Source organism: Methylophilus aquaticus (assembly GCF_030769565.1).
In the GTDB taxonomy this organism is placed as follows: Bacteria; Pseudomonadota; Gammaproteobacteria; order Burkholderiales; family Methylophilaceae; genus Methylophilus; species Methylophilus aquaticus.
In genome coordinates this window covers 320,685-336,026 of record NZ_JAVCAP010000014.1, presented here as the reverse complement: position 1 = coordinate 336,026, position 15,342 = coordinate 320,685, and the positions used below count along the sequence as shown (strand labels likewise).

At 49.7% G+C, this 15,342-nt stretch carries 14 protein-coding genes; 11 read left to right on the top strand and 3 right to left on the bottom strand.

Going from position 1 to position 15,342, the window contains the following annotated elements:
- On the bottom strand, positions 1-150 hold a 150-nt coding region (locus Q9291_RS08095), incomplete at its 3' end, for a helix-turn-helix domain-containing protein (RefSeq protein WP_306389534.1).
- Positions 151-833: 683 nt separating this feature from the next.
- On the bottom strand, positions 834-2,567 hold the full coding sequence (locus Q9291_RS08090) for a pyrroloquinoline quinone-dependent dehydrogenase (protein ID WP_306389533.1): 1,734 nt from the start codon (positions 2,565-2,567) through the stop codon (positions 834-836).
- A 175-nt stretch (positions 2,568-2,742) separates the two neighbouring features.
- Here Q9291_RS08090 and Q9291_RS08085 point away from each other — a divergent pair, with 175 nt between their 5' ends.
- From Q9291_RS08085 to Q9291_RS08035, 11 genes are all read left to right on the top strand, one after another.
- Positions 2,743-3,840 carry an SAM-dependent methyltransferase gene (locus Q9291_RS08085; RefSeq protein WP_306389519.1) on the top strand — a complete coding sequence of 366 codons (1,098 nt, stop codon included), beginning with the start codon at positions 2,743-2,745 and terminating at the stop codon, positions 3,838-3,840.
- Between the two features lie 3 nt (positions 3,841-3,843).
- Positions 3,844-4,371 (top strand): DUF2878 domain-containing protein, encoded by a 528-nt coding sequence (locus Q9291_RS08080; protein ID WP_306389518.1) that lies wholly within the window; start codon positions 3,844-3,846, stop codon positions 4,369-4,371.
- Between the two features lies 1 nt (position 4,372).
- The gene (locus Q9291_RS08075; protein ID WP_306389517.1) at positions 4,373-5,155 is read left to right on the top strand and encodes a DUF1295 domain-containing protein; all 783 of its coding nucleotides are present in this window, start codon (positions 4,373-4,375) and stop codon (positions 5,153-5,155) included.
- A 4-nt stretch (positions 5,156-5,159) separates the two neighbouring features.
- Entirely contained in the window at positions 5,160-5,798 is a 639-nt protein-coding gene (locus Q9291_RS08070; protein WP_306389516.1) for a DUF6134 family protein, read from the top strand.
- A 72-nt stretch (positions 5,799-5,870) separates the two neighbouring features.
- Positions 5,871-6,329, top strand: coding sequence for a lipocalin family protein (locus Q9291_RS08065; RefSeq protein WP_306389515.1), 459 nt, complete (start codon positions 5,871-5,873; stop codon positions 6,327-6,329).
- 33 nt (positions 6,330-6,362) lie between these two features.
- The gene (locus tag Q9291_RS08060; protein WP_306389514.1) at positions 6,363-7,298 is read left to right on the top strand and encodes an acyl-CoA desaturase; all 936 of its coding nucleotides are present in this window, start codon (positions 6,363-6,365) and stop codon (positions 7,296-7,298) included.
- Positions 7,299-7,317: 19 nt separating this feature from the next.
- Positions 7,318-8,571, top strand: coding sequence for an NAD(P)/FAD-dependent oxidoreductase (locus Q9291_RS08055; RefSeq protein WP_306389513.1), 1,254 nt, complete (start codon positions 7,318-7,320; stop codon positions 8,569-8,571).
- A complete protein-coding gene (locus Q9291_RS08050; RefSeq protein ID WP_306389512.1) occupies positions 8,564-9,331 on the top strand; it encodes a DUF1365 domain-containing protein in 768 nt (255 codons plus the stop codon). Before Q9291_RS08055 ends, Q9291_RS08050 begins: the two co-directional genes overlap by 8 nt.
- 3 nt (positions 9,332-9,334) lie before the next feature.
- Entirely contained in the window at positions 9,335-10,621 is a 1,287-nt protein-coding gene (locus Q9291_RS08045) for an SAM-dependent methyltransferase (RefSeq protein WP_306389511.1), read from the top strand.
- A gap of 43 nt (positions 10,622-10,664) precedes the next feature.
- Positions 10,665-12,644 carry a bifunctional tRNA (5-methylaminomethyl-2-thiouridine)(34)-methyltransferase MnmC2/FAD-dependent 5-carboxymethylaminomethyl-2-thiouridine(34) oxidoreductase MnmC1 gene (gene mnmC, locus Q9291_RS08040; RefSeq protein WP_306389510.1) on the top strand — a complete coding sequence of 660 codons (1,980 nt, stop codon included), beginning with the start codon at positions 10,665-10,667 and terminating at the stop codon, positions 12,642-12,644.
- The gene (locus tag Q9291_RS08035; protein ID WP_306389509.1) at positions 12,641-14,428 is read left to right on the top strand and encodes an O-linked N-acetylglucosamine transferase, SPINDLY family protein; all 1,788 of its coding nucleotides are present in this window, start codon (positions 12,641-12,643) and stop codon (positions 14,426-14,428) included. The genes mnmC and Q9291_RS08035 overlap by 4 nt, the downstream gene beginning before the upstream one ends.
- Here the strand turns inward: Q9291_RS08035 and Q9291_RS08030 are convergent.
- Positions 14,421-15,323 carry a DMT family transporter gene (locus tag Q9291_RS08030; protein ID WP_306389508.1) on the bottom strand — a complete coding sequence of 301 codons (903 nt, stop codon included), beginning with the start codon at positions 15,321-15,323 and terminating at the stop codon, positions 14,421-14,423. The genes Q9291_RS08035 and Q9291_RS08030 overlap by 8 nt on opposite strands.
- Positions 15,324-15,342: the final 19 nt, after the last annotated feature.

The window sequence follows — 15,342 nt, the reverse complement described above, 5'->3', positions numbered from 1 at the left end:
TTGTTGTAACTGCTGCTTCCATTCGGTAATCTGGTTAGGATGGACTGCAAACTCACTCGCCAATTCGGCCAGTGTTTTATCACCCTTGATGGCTGCCAAGGCCACTTTAGCCTTGAAACTCGCTGCGTGGGTTCTTCGGGTACGTTTCATTGCTTTCTTTCTCTGCTTTCTGCCGCCTATCGGCTGCAAGGTTAAGCAAGAATATCACTTAAAACACTGTCCAGTTTTCCGGGTCCACCTCTATATGTAACGTTATCAAATGAAAAAACACTCCGAAGAGTGGTATGAAAGGTAGCAGCTCACAACCGATAGGTTAATTTCGTGAACGCGCTTCTTGTCTAGGGAGTTTACTGCGACAATTTGAACCGTTGCAAACGGTCGCAAGTAATGACCCAAAGGTGCAAAAGAAAATGATGAATTATGGAGTTTCACTTGAAGAACCCGATACTAGGCTTGCATAAGCTAGGAGCCATAAGTTCAACCAATTGTTTTAAAATGAAATATCTCACGAACTTACTCTAAGTCCAGAGAAGGGAAGTAGTCGAATGAATAAGAAAGTTGTATTTAAACTGACTGCCTTAGATTTGACACCCCGAGAGCCGTTTGAACATAAATTGTAAACTCGCCTTTGCTTGAATATATTTGAAGTGAATGTGTAACTTATAGAGATAAATTAGTTGAATAAAATTTCATAAGCTATTGATTTTAAATTACTGTTATCAATTAATAAAGTTATTAAGTCAGTTCAACGCACTTTTCGAGGAAAGCTATTTTTGAGCAACAAAGAGCGCCTATAGCGCTCTCTGATTTATGAAGTGAAGGCGTTTGGGTTTTTATTTAACATTCCTTGCAGGAAGCTTGAATGTCAATATGGCATCCCCTTGCTTGAATCCAAACAGAGAGTTTCCGCCACTGACTACACTCACATATTGTTCGCCATCAACCTCATAGCTTACAGGCGGTGCGTTCACACCATAGCTCGATTGATAGTGCCAAAGAACCTGCCCGGTTTGGCTGTCAAATGCATTAAATGTGCCGTCACCCTCACCGCAAAACAGCAAACCGGAAGAAGTGGTCAACACGCCACCAATCAGCGGCTGTTTTGTTTTGTGTTGCCAGGCAATTTTTCCCGTTGTAAAGTCAATTGCACTCAACAATCCCCAACGCTCATCATTGGTGGGCTCACTCGCTGTGTAACGCATGCTGCGATTGCTGCCCTGCACATCTGTCTCATGCACTGTATATTTAATCGGGCTGTGCATAGCGGCAATAAACACCCGATTGGCCTGCTGATCAACACTGACAGGCGACCAGTTTGCGCCGCCCAGTATGCCGGGATACACGACAGTCCCTTCAGCACTGGGTTGCTTGAAAAGATTAAGCTGCGGTACAAATGCTTGAGACTTTGCAAGAAATGCCCCGCTATGCCGGTCATGAATGTAAAACCAGCCGGTTTTGCTGGCCTGGCCTACCGCCGGTATAACCACGCCATTTTTTGTATAGTTGAACAATACTGGAGGGCTGGCGAGGTCATATCCCCACAAGTCATGTGGCACCTGCTGATAATGCCATTTGTACTGACCGGTTTCGGTATTGAGCGCAACCAGTGAAACTGTATACAAATTATCCCCGGGGCGGGAGACATCATTCATTTGCGGTGAGGGATTGCCGGTACCAAAATAAAGTGTATCGCTTGCTTCATCAATGGCGGGTGTACTCCAGGCAGAGCCTCCCCCAAATCCCGCCGCATCCGGGTAGAGGCTCATGGCAGCTTTTTCACTGACAATATCGCGGTTAAAGTGACTCCCGTCTGCCGTCTGCGTTGTGAACCCCCCTTCCCATCCCTGGGCAGGAATCGTATCAAACTGCCACAGCTGACGGCCATCCTGCACATCATAAGCAGCCAGAAAGCCTGGTCGACCATATCGCCCAGTCACGCCAATCACGGCGCCTAGTGGCGCATCACTGCGTGGGTTATCAATGTGCAAACCATAGCCCACGCCAGTAATGCCAATAATGACCTTGTTTTTATAGACAACAGGCGCCATTGCAATGCCAACACCAGTACCACCGGTGACTTTGCGTACTTTATTCGGGTCCCTCTGGTTCAATTCTGTTTGTTGTTCGGTATTCACCTGATTGCCAGCCACATTGATATCCCACAACATATGACCGGTCTTCGCATCCAAGGCAATCAGCCGCGCATCCACTGTGCCAAAAAATACCTTGCCATGTGCGACAGCGAGCCCACGATTAGCCGGGCCGCAACACATAGGCCAATCGCTTCGGCGCGCATGCACATATTGCCATAAGGTTTTCCCTGTTTTGGCATCCAGCGCAAGTACATGGTTATAAGGCAGGCTGACGAACATCACGCCATTAACAATCAAAGGTGTGGCTTGAAAGGTCGCTTTGACGCCGGTATTTACTTTCCAGGCCAACTGAAGTTGATGGATGTTATCGCGATTGATCTGCTGCAGTTCTGCGTGTCTCTGACCCGACATATTCAAACCATAACTGGGCCAATCGGTATTCTCAGCCACAGAAACCCCTGGATTAATCGCCATACACAGGTTTAATATCACAACAATACCAAATAGCAAGCTATTGATTTTAATGGAATTAAAATTTTTATTGTGCCAGTGTGACATTGCATTCGCCCTCTAAAAATATACAGATCTGTATAGTCAAGATTATTCTACTCCAGAAATGGAACTTTTGTTTTAGGCAAATTGCCATATAATGAATTTCATTAGCTATCGAAGTAATCATTCACAGGGAATCAAATTGTCTTTCGCATCATTTGCATTATTGCTGGCAGAAAAAAAATACTTACCCGATTTTATTGTGAGAAAAGGGATCAGATTACTACTTGATAAACGACTGCAAGACATCCGGAGTCACGATTGCGAGCAAGCTCAGCACGCTCTGATCACGTTTTGTGACGCGATGAAACGTGCAGAAGTGGCGCCGCTACCAGCCAAAGCCAACGAGCAACATTATGAGGTTCCAGCAGACTTTTACCAATATTGTCTTGGGCTAAACAGAAAGTACAGCAGTTGTTACTGGGATGCAGACACAACGGATCTGGATGCCGCCGAGTCACTGGCGCTCACCCAGACCTGTGCGCATGCACAATTGGCAGATGGGCAAAAAATTCTGGAGCTGGGTTGTGGCTGGGGTTCATTGAGCTTATGGATGGCACAACATTATCCGGCCTCAAGCATTACAGGCGTCTCCAACTCTCAATCACAGCGTGAATACATTATGCAACGTGCCAAAGCGCTGGGGTTAACCAATCTGAACATCATCACAGCTGATATGAATGCGTTCTCAGCCCCGGAGACATACGACCGTATTGTCTCCGTTGAAATGTTCGAGCATATGCGTAACTATCAGGTCCTGTATCAGCGAGTGGCAAGTTGGCTGAAGCCGGATGGCTTATTTTTCAAACATATTTTTGTACACAAAAATACGCCATACACTTTTGATGGTGTGGATGACGATGACTGGATGAGCCAGTATTTTTTCAGTGGTGGCATGATGCCGAGTGACGATTTGCCGCTGTATTTTCAGGATCATCTGAAACTGGTAGACAAATGGCGATGGGATGGCACGCATTATGAGAAAACCGCCAATGCCTGGTTGCAGCAAATGGATTTGCATCACTATGCGCTGACTGCCGTACTTGAAGATGCCTACGGCAAACAGGATGCAGAATTGTGGCGGCAGCGTTGGCGTATCTTCTTTATGGCTTGTGCCGAGCTGTTTGGTTACGATCAGGGCCAAACCTGGTGGGTCGGCCACTATTTGTTTAAAAGGCGTAGTGACAACCTATAAACCATGCACTCAAACGCGCAAATCGTTTTAAATATCGTGTGCTTCCAGCTGCTATGGTGGGCATGTGTGCTGTCGCCACTCTACGGCTTTGGCTTGGCAGTGTTTGCGCTGTGCCTGTTGTTTGCCATAGTGCATTTGCAGTGTATAGAGGGATGGTCGCAGGCCTTGCCCTTATTGCTCACAGCACTGGTGGGATGCCTGTTTGATCAACTGGGATATGTCATCGGCATGGTGGATTTTAACCAGCACCATCAATGGGTATCCTATATTCCGCTTTGGATGGTGGCCTTATGGCTGGCTTTTGCCTGTACACTGAATATTAGCCTGCGCTGGCTGGCATCTCGCTTGCAGCTGGCATTTTTGCTTGGTGCTGTTTTTGGTCCCCTGGCTTATTGGGGTGCTGCAAAACTGGGGGCGATTGTCCTGCCAGAACAAATGTTGAGTCTTGTCTGGCTGAGCTTGGGTTGGGGCCTGTTGCTTCCGCTGATGTTACGTATTCGAGCCATTTACCTCAATTGCGGGAGCCAATAACGTGACTGTTTATCTGTGCTGCCTGTATGCCATCCTCTTGCTTGCTCTGGCTGGCTGGATAATGAGTTTTGTCAGCAATCATTACAGCCACGTCGACAGCATGTGGAGTCTGTTCATGGCACTCACGGCCTATACCACTGCCCTCTTCACTTATGATTTATCCTGGCGCGGTACGCTGGTACTGTCGGCAGTGACGGCATGGTCCTTACGTCTCAGTCTGTTTATCACCTGGCGTAACTGGGGCAAAGAGGATTATCGCTACGAAACCATACGTCAAAACAACGAGCCACATTTCTGGTTTAAAAGCCTCTACATCGTATTTGCATTGCAAGCCGTATTGGCCTGGCTGATCTCTTATCCTTTATATGCTGCCATTGCAAGCACACAGCCGCTGATGTTTCTGGATGCATTGGCCGCTTTATTGTTTATCACGGGCATGTATTGGGAATGTGTCGCAGACTGGCAACTAGCGGCATTCAAAGCCAAACCCGAGAACACCCAGGCAGTGCTAAATATTGGCTTGTGGCGTTACAGCAGGCATCCCAACTATTTTGGGGAAAGCTTGATCTGGTGGGGTTTCGCCCTCGCCGGTATCGCCGCTGGAAACCTGTGGTCAATAGCTTCTGCAGCACTCATGACACTTTTGTTATTAAAAGTCAGTGGTGTCAGCTTACTTGAAAAAACCATTCAAACCCGACGTCCTGGCTATCAGGCCTATATTGATAGCACGAATGCGTTTATTCCTGGCATGCCAAAAAAATTGCCCGTATCCGGCAAGGATTAACAAAATGCAGCCATGTCAAAAACTGTTTTGTGTGTTGTGGCTAAACATTTTTTTGCTGCCGGGTCTGCTACATGCAGAAGAATGGTCATTTTCAGTATGGCTGGATAAACAGAACATCGGCACGCATCAATTTAGCTTGCAAGATCAACGTTTATCCAGCCGCGCCAGTTTTAAGGTCAAGGTGTTGTTTATCAACGCCTATCGCTACCAGCATCAGGCTGATGAAACCTGGCAAGGGGAATGCCTGCAAAGCCTGCAGGCACATACCGAAGAAAATAAAGAAATCACCGATGTCAGTGGCCGCCTGTCAAATGGACAGTTTGTTGTCAGCAAAAACAAGTCCATGCAAACCTTGCCTGCCTGCGTGATGACCTTTGCCTACTGGAATCCCAAGATCCTGCAGCAAAGCAAGTTATTAAACCCGCAAAATGCCGAGTATCTGGATGTGACTGTAGCAGACGAAGGCACGCAGAGCCTGAATGTTAGAGGTGCAGACATGCAAACACATCAATACCGCCTGACCGGGCGTTTTCAGGGCAAAATCAAGTTGAATATTACACTCTGGTATGACGAACAGCAGCGTTGGGTAGGTTTGAAATCCATCACCCCAGAGGGATACACAATCACTTACAAGTTGATATAAAACAATATGTTAAATAAATTATTTAAAGTTATTTGTTGCTTTTTGGCGGGTGGATTATGCGCCTGTCAGAATATGCAGCCGATCCAGACCGCAAGCACAGTTGACCTGGACAAATTTATGGGAGATTGGGCGGTGATTGCCGCCATTCCCACCCTGATTGAGCGCGCGCCTTACAATCCGGTGGAAAGTTATCAACGTAATGCGGATGGTTCTATCGCAACTACTTTTCGTTTTCACCAGGGTGCCTTTGATGGCCCGCTTAAAGAGTACCATCCGACAGGGTTTATCGTACCCGGGACGCACAATGCCGAATGGAAAATGCAGTTTATCTGGCCGTTCAAATCAGAATATCTGATTGCTTATCTGTCTGAGGATTATCAACACACGATTATTGCGCGTAACAAGCGTGATTACGTCTGGCTGATGTCGCGCAATCGACATCTGGACGATGCAACATACCAGACACTGGTGCAACGTATCGCCGACATGGGCTACGACACCAGCAAGCTGATCAAATTTCCACAACAATAATAGACCAACGTTTTATTTCTGAGTGAGGGTTGTATGCAATGTAAACTGGCGGGCGTTTTTTGGCGCCTGGTGGGTTGGCTGGATAATGAACGTTATCAGCCACCTGCCAATGCCACCGATGTCAGCATAGACTGGTGGCGGGTATTCCCGTTTGTGCTGCTGCACATTGCGCTGTTTGGCCTGCTATGGGTAGGCTGGAGTCCGTTTGCTGTTGGTTTTGCAATTGTGATGTATCTGATCAGAATGTTTGCCATTACCGGCTTTTACCACCGCTACTTTGCACATAAAACCTTCCAGACCAGTCGTTTCGGACAATTTCTGTTCGGCCTGATCGGGGCCACTGCGGTACAGCGCGGCCCCTTATGGTGGGCTGCACATCATCGCGCCCACCACGTGCATGCTGATCAGGCGGAAGATATCCACTCCCCGCACCAGCACGGTTTTTTATGGAGTCATCTCGGCTGGTTTCTCAGTCACGCCAACTTTCATACCAGGCTTGACCGGGTCAAGGAGCTGGCCAAATTTCCTGAACTGCGTTTGCTAGATCGGTTTGACAGCCTGATGCCATTGTTGCTGGCGGTGGCGATCTACGCGCTGGGCACTTTGCTTGAAAGCACAGCGCCTGCATTGGAAACCAATGGCCTGCAGTTGCTAGAGTGGGGGTTTGTGATCTCTACGATTGCGCTTTACCACGCCACCTTCTGCGTCAACTCTCTGGCCCATGTATGGGGTAGCCGGCGTTATCAAACCCGTGACCACAGCCGCAACAACCTGTTGATTGCATTACTGACACTGGGTGAAGGCTGGCATAACAACCACCATCATTTCCCGGGCTCTGCCAAACAGGGCTTTTACTGGTGGGAGATAGACTTCACCTACTACGGCCTGAGACTACTTGCCGCCATGGGCATTATCTGGAACGTTAAACGTGTACCGGTACATGTGCGCGAACAACGCCCTTCTTCATGAACACATAAAAAATTAAAAAATGCTTAATATTGCCATTATAGGCAGTGGTATTTCCGGAAATACACTGGCCTTTTACTTACATAAAAAACACCATGTGACGGTGTTTGAAGCCAATGACTATGTGGGCGGGCATACGCATACCCACAGCATCGAGCTCGATGGTCAGTCACATGCCGTCGATACCGGCTTTATTGTATTTAACGATAAAACCTATCCGGAATTTGAAAAAATACTACGGTCATTAAGCGTACCGTGGCGTGATAGCAGCATGAGCTTCAGTGTGCGCAATGAGGTCAGCGGACTGGAATACAATGGCACCTCGTTAAACAGCCTGTTTGCACAACGCCGCAACCTGCTCTCACCGCGCTTTTACCGGATGATTCTGGACATCTGGCGCTTTAATAAAGAATCTCTGGCTTTGCTTGCACATGGCGAAGAAGTCCCTTTAGGCGATTATTTAACCAGCAACGGCTATAGTCCGCAATTTATCCGTGATTACATTGTCCCGATGGGCGCGGCTATCTGGTCTACGGATGCCGAACAGATGCTGCAGTTTCCCGCCCGCTTTTTTGTGCGTTTCTTTCATCATCATGGCATGCTCAGTATTGATCAACGCCCGCAATGGCGGACGATAGTCGGTGGTTCAGCCCAATATTTGCAACAACTGACCGCAGGCTTTCATCAGCAGATACATCTCAACACACCCATTGTGGCGATCAAGCGCGATCACCAAGGCGTGCTGTTGACGACAAAACAGGGACAAACAGCCCGGTTTGATTATGTGTTTTTTGCTTGCCATAGCGACGAAGCCTTGCGCATTTTGGGCACTGAAGCCACTGCTTGCGAGCGTGAGGTGTTGGGGGCGATTCCCTATCAGGACAATACCGTCTTTTTGCATACCGATGCCACATTGATGCCACGCCATCGCTTGGCATGGGCAGCCTGGAACTACCATGTTACCGGGCAAACAACCGGCAAAGTGCAAGTCACTTACAATATGAATATCCTGCAAGGCATTGTTTCGCGCCAACCATTGCTGGTGACACTCAATCATACCGATACCATTGCACCTGAAAAAGTGATCAAACGCCTGCATTACCGGCATCCGCTGTATACCCTGGAAGGTGCCAAGGCCCAACTGCGGCATGCAGAAATCAGTGGAAATAATCTGACAGGGTACGCCGGGGCCTACTGGCGCAACGGGTTTCATGAAGATGGTGTGGTCAGTGCGCTGAACGCCATTCAACATTTTGAGGCTGCCATGTATGGCTGATTCAGGGACACCACTGCTCAGCGGAATTTATACCGGATGGGTGACACATCAGCGCCTGCAACCCAAATTGCATGGTTTTAAATACCGCTTGTTTATGCTTTATCTGGATTTGGATGAGCTTCCATTATTGTTTAAAAACAATATTTTATGGTCATTTCTTAAACCAAATATTGCATACTTTAGACGCAAGGACTATTACGGCGACCCGGACAAACCACTGGATCAGTGCATCCGTGATCTGGTGGAAAGAGAATCTGGCCAGCGACCACAGGGAAAAATAGGCCTGCTGACACATATGCGCTATTGGGGCGTGTGTTTTAACCCGGTCAGTTTTTATTATTGTCATGATGCAGATGGCAAACTGCAGGCCATCGTCAGCCATATCACCAATACACCATGGCAAGAACGGCATGCCTATGTGCATGTCTGTCAGCCTGGGAAAGAGCATGTGTTTAGCCTGAAAAAAAACTTTCATGTCTCACCGTTTATGCCCATGGACATCCAATACAAATGGCAATTCTCGGAACCGGAGTTGCAGTTGAGCGTCCATATGCAAAACTGGCGGGCAGGAACCGCCATGTTTTACGCTACGCTCAAACTGCAGCGCCAGTGCTGGCAAGCCACCACGCTCAACCGTTTGCTCATCAGCTTTCCCTGGATGACCCTCAAAGTCGTGCTGGCGATCTATTGGCAGGCTTTGCGCTTATGGCTAAAACGTATTCCATTCTATTCTCACCCCGATACTGATTCAGGAAAATAACTGATGGCTTCCTCCTTACCCACTTCTGATACTTCCGAGCCAGCACAAGAACAACTGACAAAAGCCCTTAAAGCAAAAAGTCGTGCCAAATGGGTTGCCAGCATGGCCAAATCGCAATTACTCAAGCGCTTGCGAGGCTTAAAAATAGGTCAGTTGATTGTGATTGATGGCACTGAGCGCCATGCGTTTGGCAATCGCCAGAAACGATCCCTGACCGCAACCATCACCGTCCTCGATAGCCGCTTTTATGGCGAGATTGCATTCGGTGGCAGCATTGGTGCTGGCGAGGCGTATATGCTGGGCTACTGGCAGGCCGATTCGCTGACCAACGTCATCCGCCTGATGGTACTCAACCAGTCAGTGATGGATACGCTTGAGGGGGGCTACCAATGGTTGAGCAAGCCGCTGATGAAAGTATTTCACTGGCTCAACAGCAACAGCGAAGCCGGCAGCCAAAAGAATATAGCGGCACATTATGACTTGGGTAACGACTTGTTCAAGCTGTTTCTGGACCCGACCATGATGTACTCGTCAGCCATCTTTGATGCGCATACCCAAACCCTGCAGGCCGCCTCTGAACTGAAACTTAAAGTCATTTGTGAAAAACTCAAACTTGGCACCCAAGACCATGTGATTGAAATTGGCACGGGCTGGGGTGGTTTTGCCATTTATGCAGCCAAACACTACGGTTGCCATGTCACCACCACCACCATTTCGCAGCAGCAATTTGAATTGGCGCAAGCCAGAATCCAGCAAGAGGGGCTGCAAGACCAGATCACCCTGCTCAAACAGGACTATCGTCATTTGCAAGGCACCTATGACAAACTGGTATCCATAGAAATGATCGAAGCGGTCGGCCATCAGTTTTACGACACCTATTTCGCCAAGGTCGGGCAATTACTGAAGCCGGACGGGGTGGCACTGATTCAGGCCATCACCATCAGTGACCAGCGCTATGACAGCGCTATTCGCTCTGTGGACTTTATTCAGCGCTATATTTTTCCCGGCTCCAACATTCCGTCCAATACTGCCATGCTGAACAGCATGACCCATGCGAGTGACCTGCGGCTGATTGACCTTGAAGATATCGGGCTGCACTATGCCACCACGTTACGCTTGTGGCGTGAAAACTTTTTTGCCAATATTGCAGCGGTACGTGCTCTCGGCTACTCAGAGGCCTTTATCCGTATGTGGGATTTTTATTTGAGTTATTGTGAAGGCGGGTTTGCCGAGTGCGCATTGGGCGATGTGCATGTGTTACTGGCAAAACCCTTGTATCGCAATCATTGAATGATGGCACGGGACCCGCCAGCTGCATGTTAAAATTTTAACTATGAATATGCATGCTGATCTGGAGTGGCATGATGGCCTGCCCTACTCCACCCGTTTCCAAGACATTTATTTTTCTGCCAGCGCTGAAGATGCACAACATGGCCTCGCAGAAACGCGCCATGTATTTCTGCAACATAACCAGCTGGCGCAACGCTGGACAAGCCTGCCTCCGGCTAGCCATTTCACTATTATAGAAACCGGTTTTGGCAGTGGTTTAAACTTTTTGGCAGCCGTGGAGCTATGGCTGCAAACCGCACCTCCCGATGCACATCTGCATGTTGTCAGCATTGAAATTGCTCCGTTTACACGTGAGGATTTGCAACGTGCGCATGCGCACTTTCCGCAACTGCGTGCCTTAAGCGCCCAATTGTGTGCACAGTACAGTCTGCTGCACCAAGGCTTCAACCAGATAGAACTGCCTGAATACCGCACAAGCCTGACATTGATGATTGGTGATGTCGCCACCTGCCTGCCTGCGCTCACAGCTACGGCAGATGCCTGGTTTCTTGATGGGTTTGCACCCTCAAAAAACCCGGAAATGTGGCACCAGGCCTTGTTTTCGGCAATGGGCGCGCGCGCTCACGCAGGCACCACTTTTGCCACATTCACCAGTGCAGGCCTGGTACGGCGAGGATTGCAGGCCGCTGGTTTCACTGTTGAAAAAACAGCTGGCTATGGCCAAAAGCGTGAAATGTTAAAGGGACAGTGGTCTGGAAAATCCTCGGTCCTGGCTCCATCACCTCGCGCACACGCACCCAATGTTGCCGTGATTGGCGCTGGCATTGCAGGTTGCAGTACAGCCTGGCATTTGGCACAAATGGGCTGCAAAGTCACGTTATTCGAGCGGGAATCTGCACCGGCCAGTGGTGCATCCGGTAACCCCAAAGGCATGCTGTATCCGCGCCTCAATACAGAAAAACCGCTCAATGATGGGCTGGCCTTGCGTAGTTACAGCTATGCACTCAAGCATTACACCAGCTTGCAAATGGCATCAGACGCATTTCAAATGTGTGGCCTGCTACAGCTTGGAGGAAGTGCAAGAGAACAGAAACGCGTGCGTAAAGTGGCCAAGCGCTATAGCCATAGCAAGCTATTAAAAGCACTGACAGCAGCCGAAGCCAGTGTGGTCGCCGGGGTTGAAATCGCCAGTGAAGCCCTGTTTTTTCCAGAAGGCGCCTGGGTGAATCCAGTGGCGGCCTGCCACGCTTACTTGCGTCATCCATTGATAACCACACGGTTTAATCACAGCATTGGCAGTGTTGTACAGATCAACGAAGCATGGCAGTTAAGCATGGCAGAAAAACCAATGCAGCCATTGTTTGATGCGGTGGTGGTGACCAATGCCAGCGAGGCTTCTACCCTGTTGCCGGATTCAGGTTTGTTACTCAGCCCCTTGCGTGGACAAATGGGCGTGATCCATACACAAGCGGCGTTACAATCATTAAAGACCATCCTCTGTGGGGATGGCTATGTCACCCCGATGGTAGAGGGTCAACACGCGCTTGGCGCGACCTTCTCCCCTGGCGATACCTCTGTCGCAGTTCGCGAGGCAGATAACCAGGCCAATCTGGACATGCTTGCCAGTTTATCGCCACAATTTTCCGATGCGTTGAAAGCACATTTTACCGCTGCGCGCGCTGCCATCCGTTGCGGCACGTCTGATTACTTGCCAGATGTGGGTCCCGTTTGGCCAACAGCCCTTTTGCAACAGTTAGCCACCATCTCGACAGCGCCACTTGCATTACCTGCTGCTAACGGCCTCTATGTGCATGTTGGCCATGGCAGCAAGGGCTTAATGACAGCCCCTTATTGCGCGGCATTACTTGCCCGCACGATTTGCCGTACTACAGGCATGAATGTGCCGCTATTGAGCGAACAGGCATTCTGGCTGGGGCTAACACCGCAACGACAAGTATTAAAAGCACTTGGTATGCGTTGGTCTGGCATTGGCAGCCTCATTCCTGAGGTCACGCCTGTATGAGCGCAACAGGGATTCAACATCTGCAACAGCGTATTGCGCATCATCCGGATAATCCTGAGCTGCATTATGAACTGGGGCGGGCTTATCTGCTGCAAAAGCAGGCAGCGCCCGCAGCACAAGCCTTTGCCCAGGCGCTTAGGCTAGCCCCCAATCACCCGCAAATTCTGATGCAACTCGGCAATGTTGCGAGTCTTGAAGGTAATGAGGTGTTGGCGAGTGATTATTTCCGGCAGTCACTGGCTGTGGATGCACAGCAGGCCGATGTACAGTTCAATCTGGCCAACAGTTTACGCAAGCAGGGGCAGTTAGCCGCAGCGATTGTGCATTACCGGCACGCCCTACAATTGCAGCCGAATGACGCGGACATGCATAACAATCTGGGCAATGCATGGCGTGAGTCCGGGGAACTGGCGCTGGCGGTGGCAGCATACGCCACAGCGCTTGAGCACGCCCCCCACATGGTGCATGCAAGGGTGCACTGGATTCATCAGAAACAACATATGGCAGACTGGTCTGGCCTCGATGCCGCTATCCAAGAAGTCAGGGCAGCATTACAGCACCCACAGGCGCAGATTCCGCCATTTGCATTTCTGGCCATGCCCGGCACAACGGATGCGGAACAAACGCGCTGCGCCAGTCTATGGGCACAAGCCCATTACGGGCATGTACAAGCGTTGCCGCGCCAAATCAGGCAGGCCAATCGGCGCATCAAGCTTGCCTATTTATCTTCTGATTTCAGACGCCATCCACTGGCTTACCTGATCACCGATGTAATACAGGCGCATGACCGCACACAGTTTGAGATTTATGCCTACAGTCAGGCGCTGGACGATGGCTCGCTGGAACGCCAGCAACTGCAATCCGCCGTGGAGCATTGGCAGGACATTGCCCAGCTGCCAGATGATGCCGTTGCACAACACATGCGTATGCAAGGCATCGATATCGTAGTAGACCTGACGGGCTATACGCAAAACAGCCGCTGCGGCATTGTGGCTTACCGCCCTGCCAGCTTGCATGTGAATTGGCTTGGCTATCCTGGCAGCATGGGATTACTCAACGGCAAACCCTTATACGATCTGATTGTGGTAGATGACACCTTGCAGATGCCACACCTGGCCGAAGAGGCCATTGTCCTGCCATGTTATCAACCTAATAATGCGCAACGTCCGCTCGCAGATCGCGGAACCCGAAGAGACCATAAGCTGCCGGACGACTGTTTTGTTTTTTGCAGCTTTAATCAGAGTTTTAAAATCACTCCTGACGTATTTGCCAGCTGGATGTGCATCATGCAGCAAGTACCACATAGCGTATTGTGGCTACTGGAAAGCAATCGCTGGGCAGTTGAAAACCTGAAAAAAGCCGCGCATCAGGCAGGCATTCAACCTCAGCGACTGGTTTTTGCCCCTAGAGCGGATATCGCAACGCATATTGCGCGTCAGCAGCATGCAGACTTAATGCTGGATACCCTGCCCTACAATGCACATACCACTGCGAGTGATGCACTGAGTCAGGGGGTGCCTATCCTGACAATTGCAGGAGAGACCTTTGCTTCACGGGTGACCACCAGTCTGCTTAAATACATTCAGTTGCATGAACTGATATGCCATGACTGGCAAGCATATGAAAACACGGCAATCCAGCTGGCACTTCACCCGGAAGAATTAAGAGCACTCAAGCAAAAAGTGACGGCGCAAAGCGGGAGACTGTTTGCACCGGAGCGCTATGTCAAATCGTTGGAAGACGCACTCATCACCGCGCTCAACAAACAGACCGCCATCAATTAGCATCCGGCGCTTGCCACACTGAAAGCAGCCCGGCAGCCACAATCAGTAGCCCACCATACAGCTCATTGGCGGTCATGACTTCATGCGCCAGGAAATAAGCAGCGACAGCAGCCACAATCAGCTCGGTCATAAATAGCACTGACGCCTGAATGGCAGGAATTTTTGTGACGCCATATTGCACCAGCAGCGTGGCCGAGACCAGCATCAGGGCAATCAACAGTAGCAAGCCATCTACTGAGCCCTCCGTCAATTTTGGGAGTGCCTCCCACCAGTTGGCATCTCCTTGCAACACAATGCAGGCAATCGACATGACAAACACACCCGCCCATACCAGCATAGATTTGGCTGCCACGCTTAAATGCGTTGCATGCCGCGTCATCACATTGGTCATGGAAAAACCGATACCGGCCGACAATGCCAGCCAGTCAGCACTCGATTGCGGCAACGGCAATACCCATTGCCCATCCGCCAGCATCAGCCAGGCACCGATTAACGAGAGACCAATCGCCAACAGTTGCGGCAGCTGCCAGCGCTCTTTCAACCAGACTCGCGCGAGCAACAATGTCCATAAGGGGGATAAATAGAACAGCAACATGACCCGCATCACTTCACCGTCTATAATCGCCAGCACATAACTCAGATTGGTCCAGCCAGCGACCACGCTCAGCCAGACCGAAGACGCAGGCAGTTGATGCACAAAGCGTGCCCGTTTATAGAATAAAAGACTGCCGAACAGTAATGCAATCAGGTAACTATACAAGCTGGCACTGACCCCATTCATTCCGGCCGTATTGAGTAATCTGTATGGATACCAGATGAATCCCCAGCTGAATGCTCCGTAAATCAGTGCAGAAATTGCAAAATATTTTTGTTGATGGGCTTTTGGTTTTTGCATCAGGCTCTCTATAATACAA

Bases quoted from the DNA above. Each gene is read 5' to 3' on its own strand.
- Q9291_RS08090 (WP_306389533.1), bottom strand. From the start codon at position 2,567: ATGGCGATTAATCCAGGGGTTTCTGTGGCTGAGAATACCGATTGGCCC.
- Q9291_RS08085 (WP_306389519.1), top strand. From the start codon at position 2,743: ATGAATTTCATTAGCTATCGAAGTAATCATTCACAGGGAATCAAATTG.
- Q9291_RS08080 (WP_306389518.1), top strand. From the start codon at position 3,844: ATGCACTCAAACGCGCAAATCGTTTTAAATATCGTGTGCTTCCAGCTG.
- Q9291_RS08070 (WP_306389516.1), top strand. From the start codon at position 5,160: ATGCAGCCATGTCAAAAACTGTTTTGTGTGTTGTGGCTAAACATTTTT.
- Q9291_RS08065 (WP_306389515.1), top strand. From the start codon at position 5,871: ATGCAGCCGATCCAGACCGCAAGCACAGTTGACCTGGACAAATTTATG.
- Q9291_RS08060 (WP_306389514.1), top strand. From the start codon at position 6,363: ATGCAATGTAAACTGGCGGGCGTTTTTTGGCGCCTGGTGGGTTGGCTG.
- Q9291_RS08055 (WP_306389513.1), top strand. From the start codon at position 7,318: ATGCTTAATATTGCCATTATAGGCAGTGGTATTTCCGGAAATACACTG.
- Q9291_RS08050 (WP_306389512.1), top strand. From the start codon at position 8,564: ATGGCTGATTCAGGGACACCACTGCTCAGCGGAATTTATACCGGATGG.
- Q9291_RS08045 (WP_306389511.1), top strand. From the start codon at position 9,335: ATGGCTTCCTCCTTACCCACTTCTGATACTTCCGAGCCAGCACAAGAA.
- mnmC (WP_306389510.1), top strand. From the start codon at position 10,665: ATGAATATGCATGCTGATCTGGAGTGGCATGATGGCCTGCCCTACTCC.
- Q9291_RS08035 (WP_306389509.1), top strand. From the start codon at position 12,641: ATGAGCGCAACAGGGATTCAACATCTGCAACAGCGTATTGCGCATCAT.
- Q9291_RS08030 (WP_306389508.1), bottom strand. From the start codon at position 15,323: ATGCAAAAACCAAAAGCCCATCAACAAAAATATTTTGCAATTTCTGCA.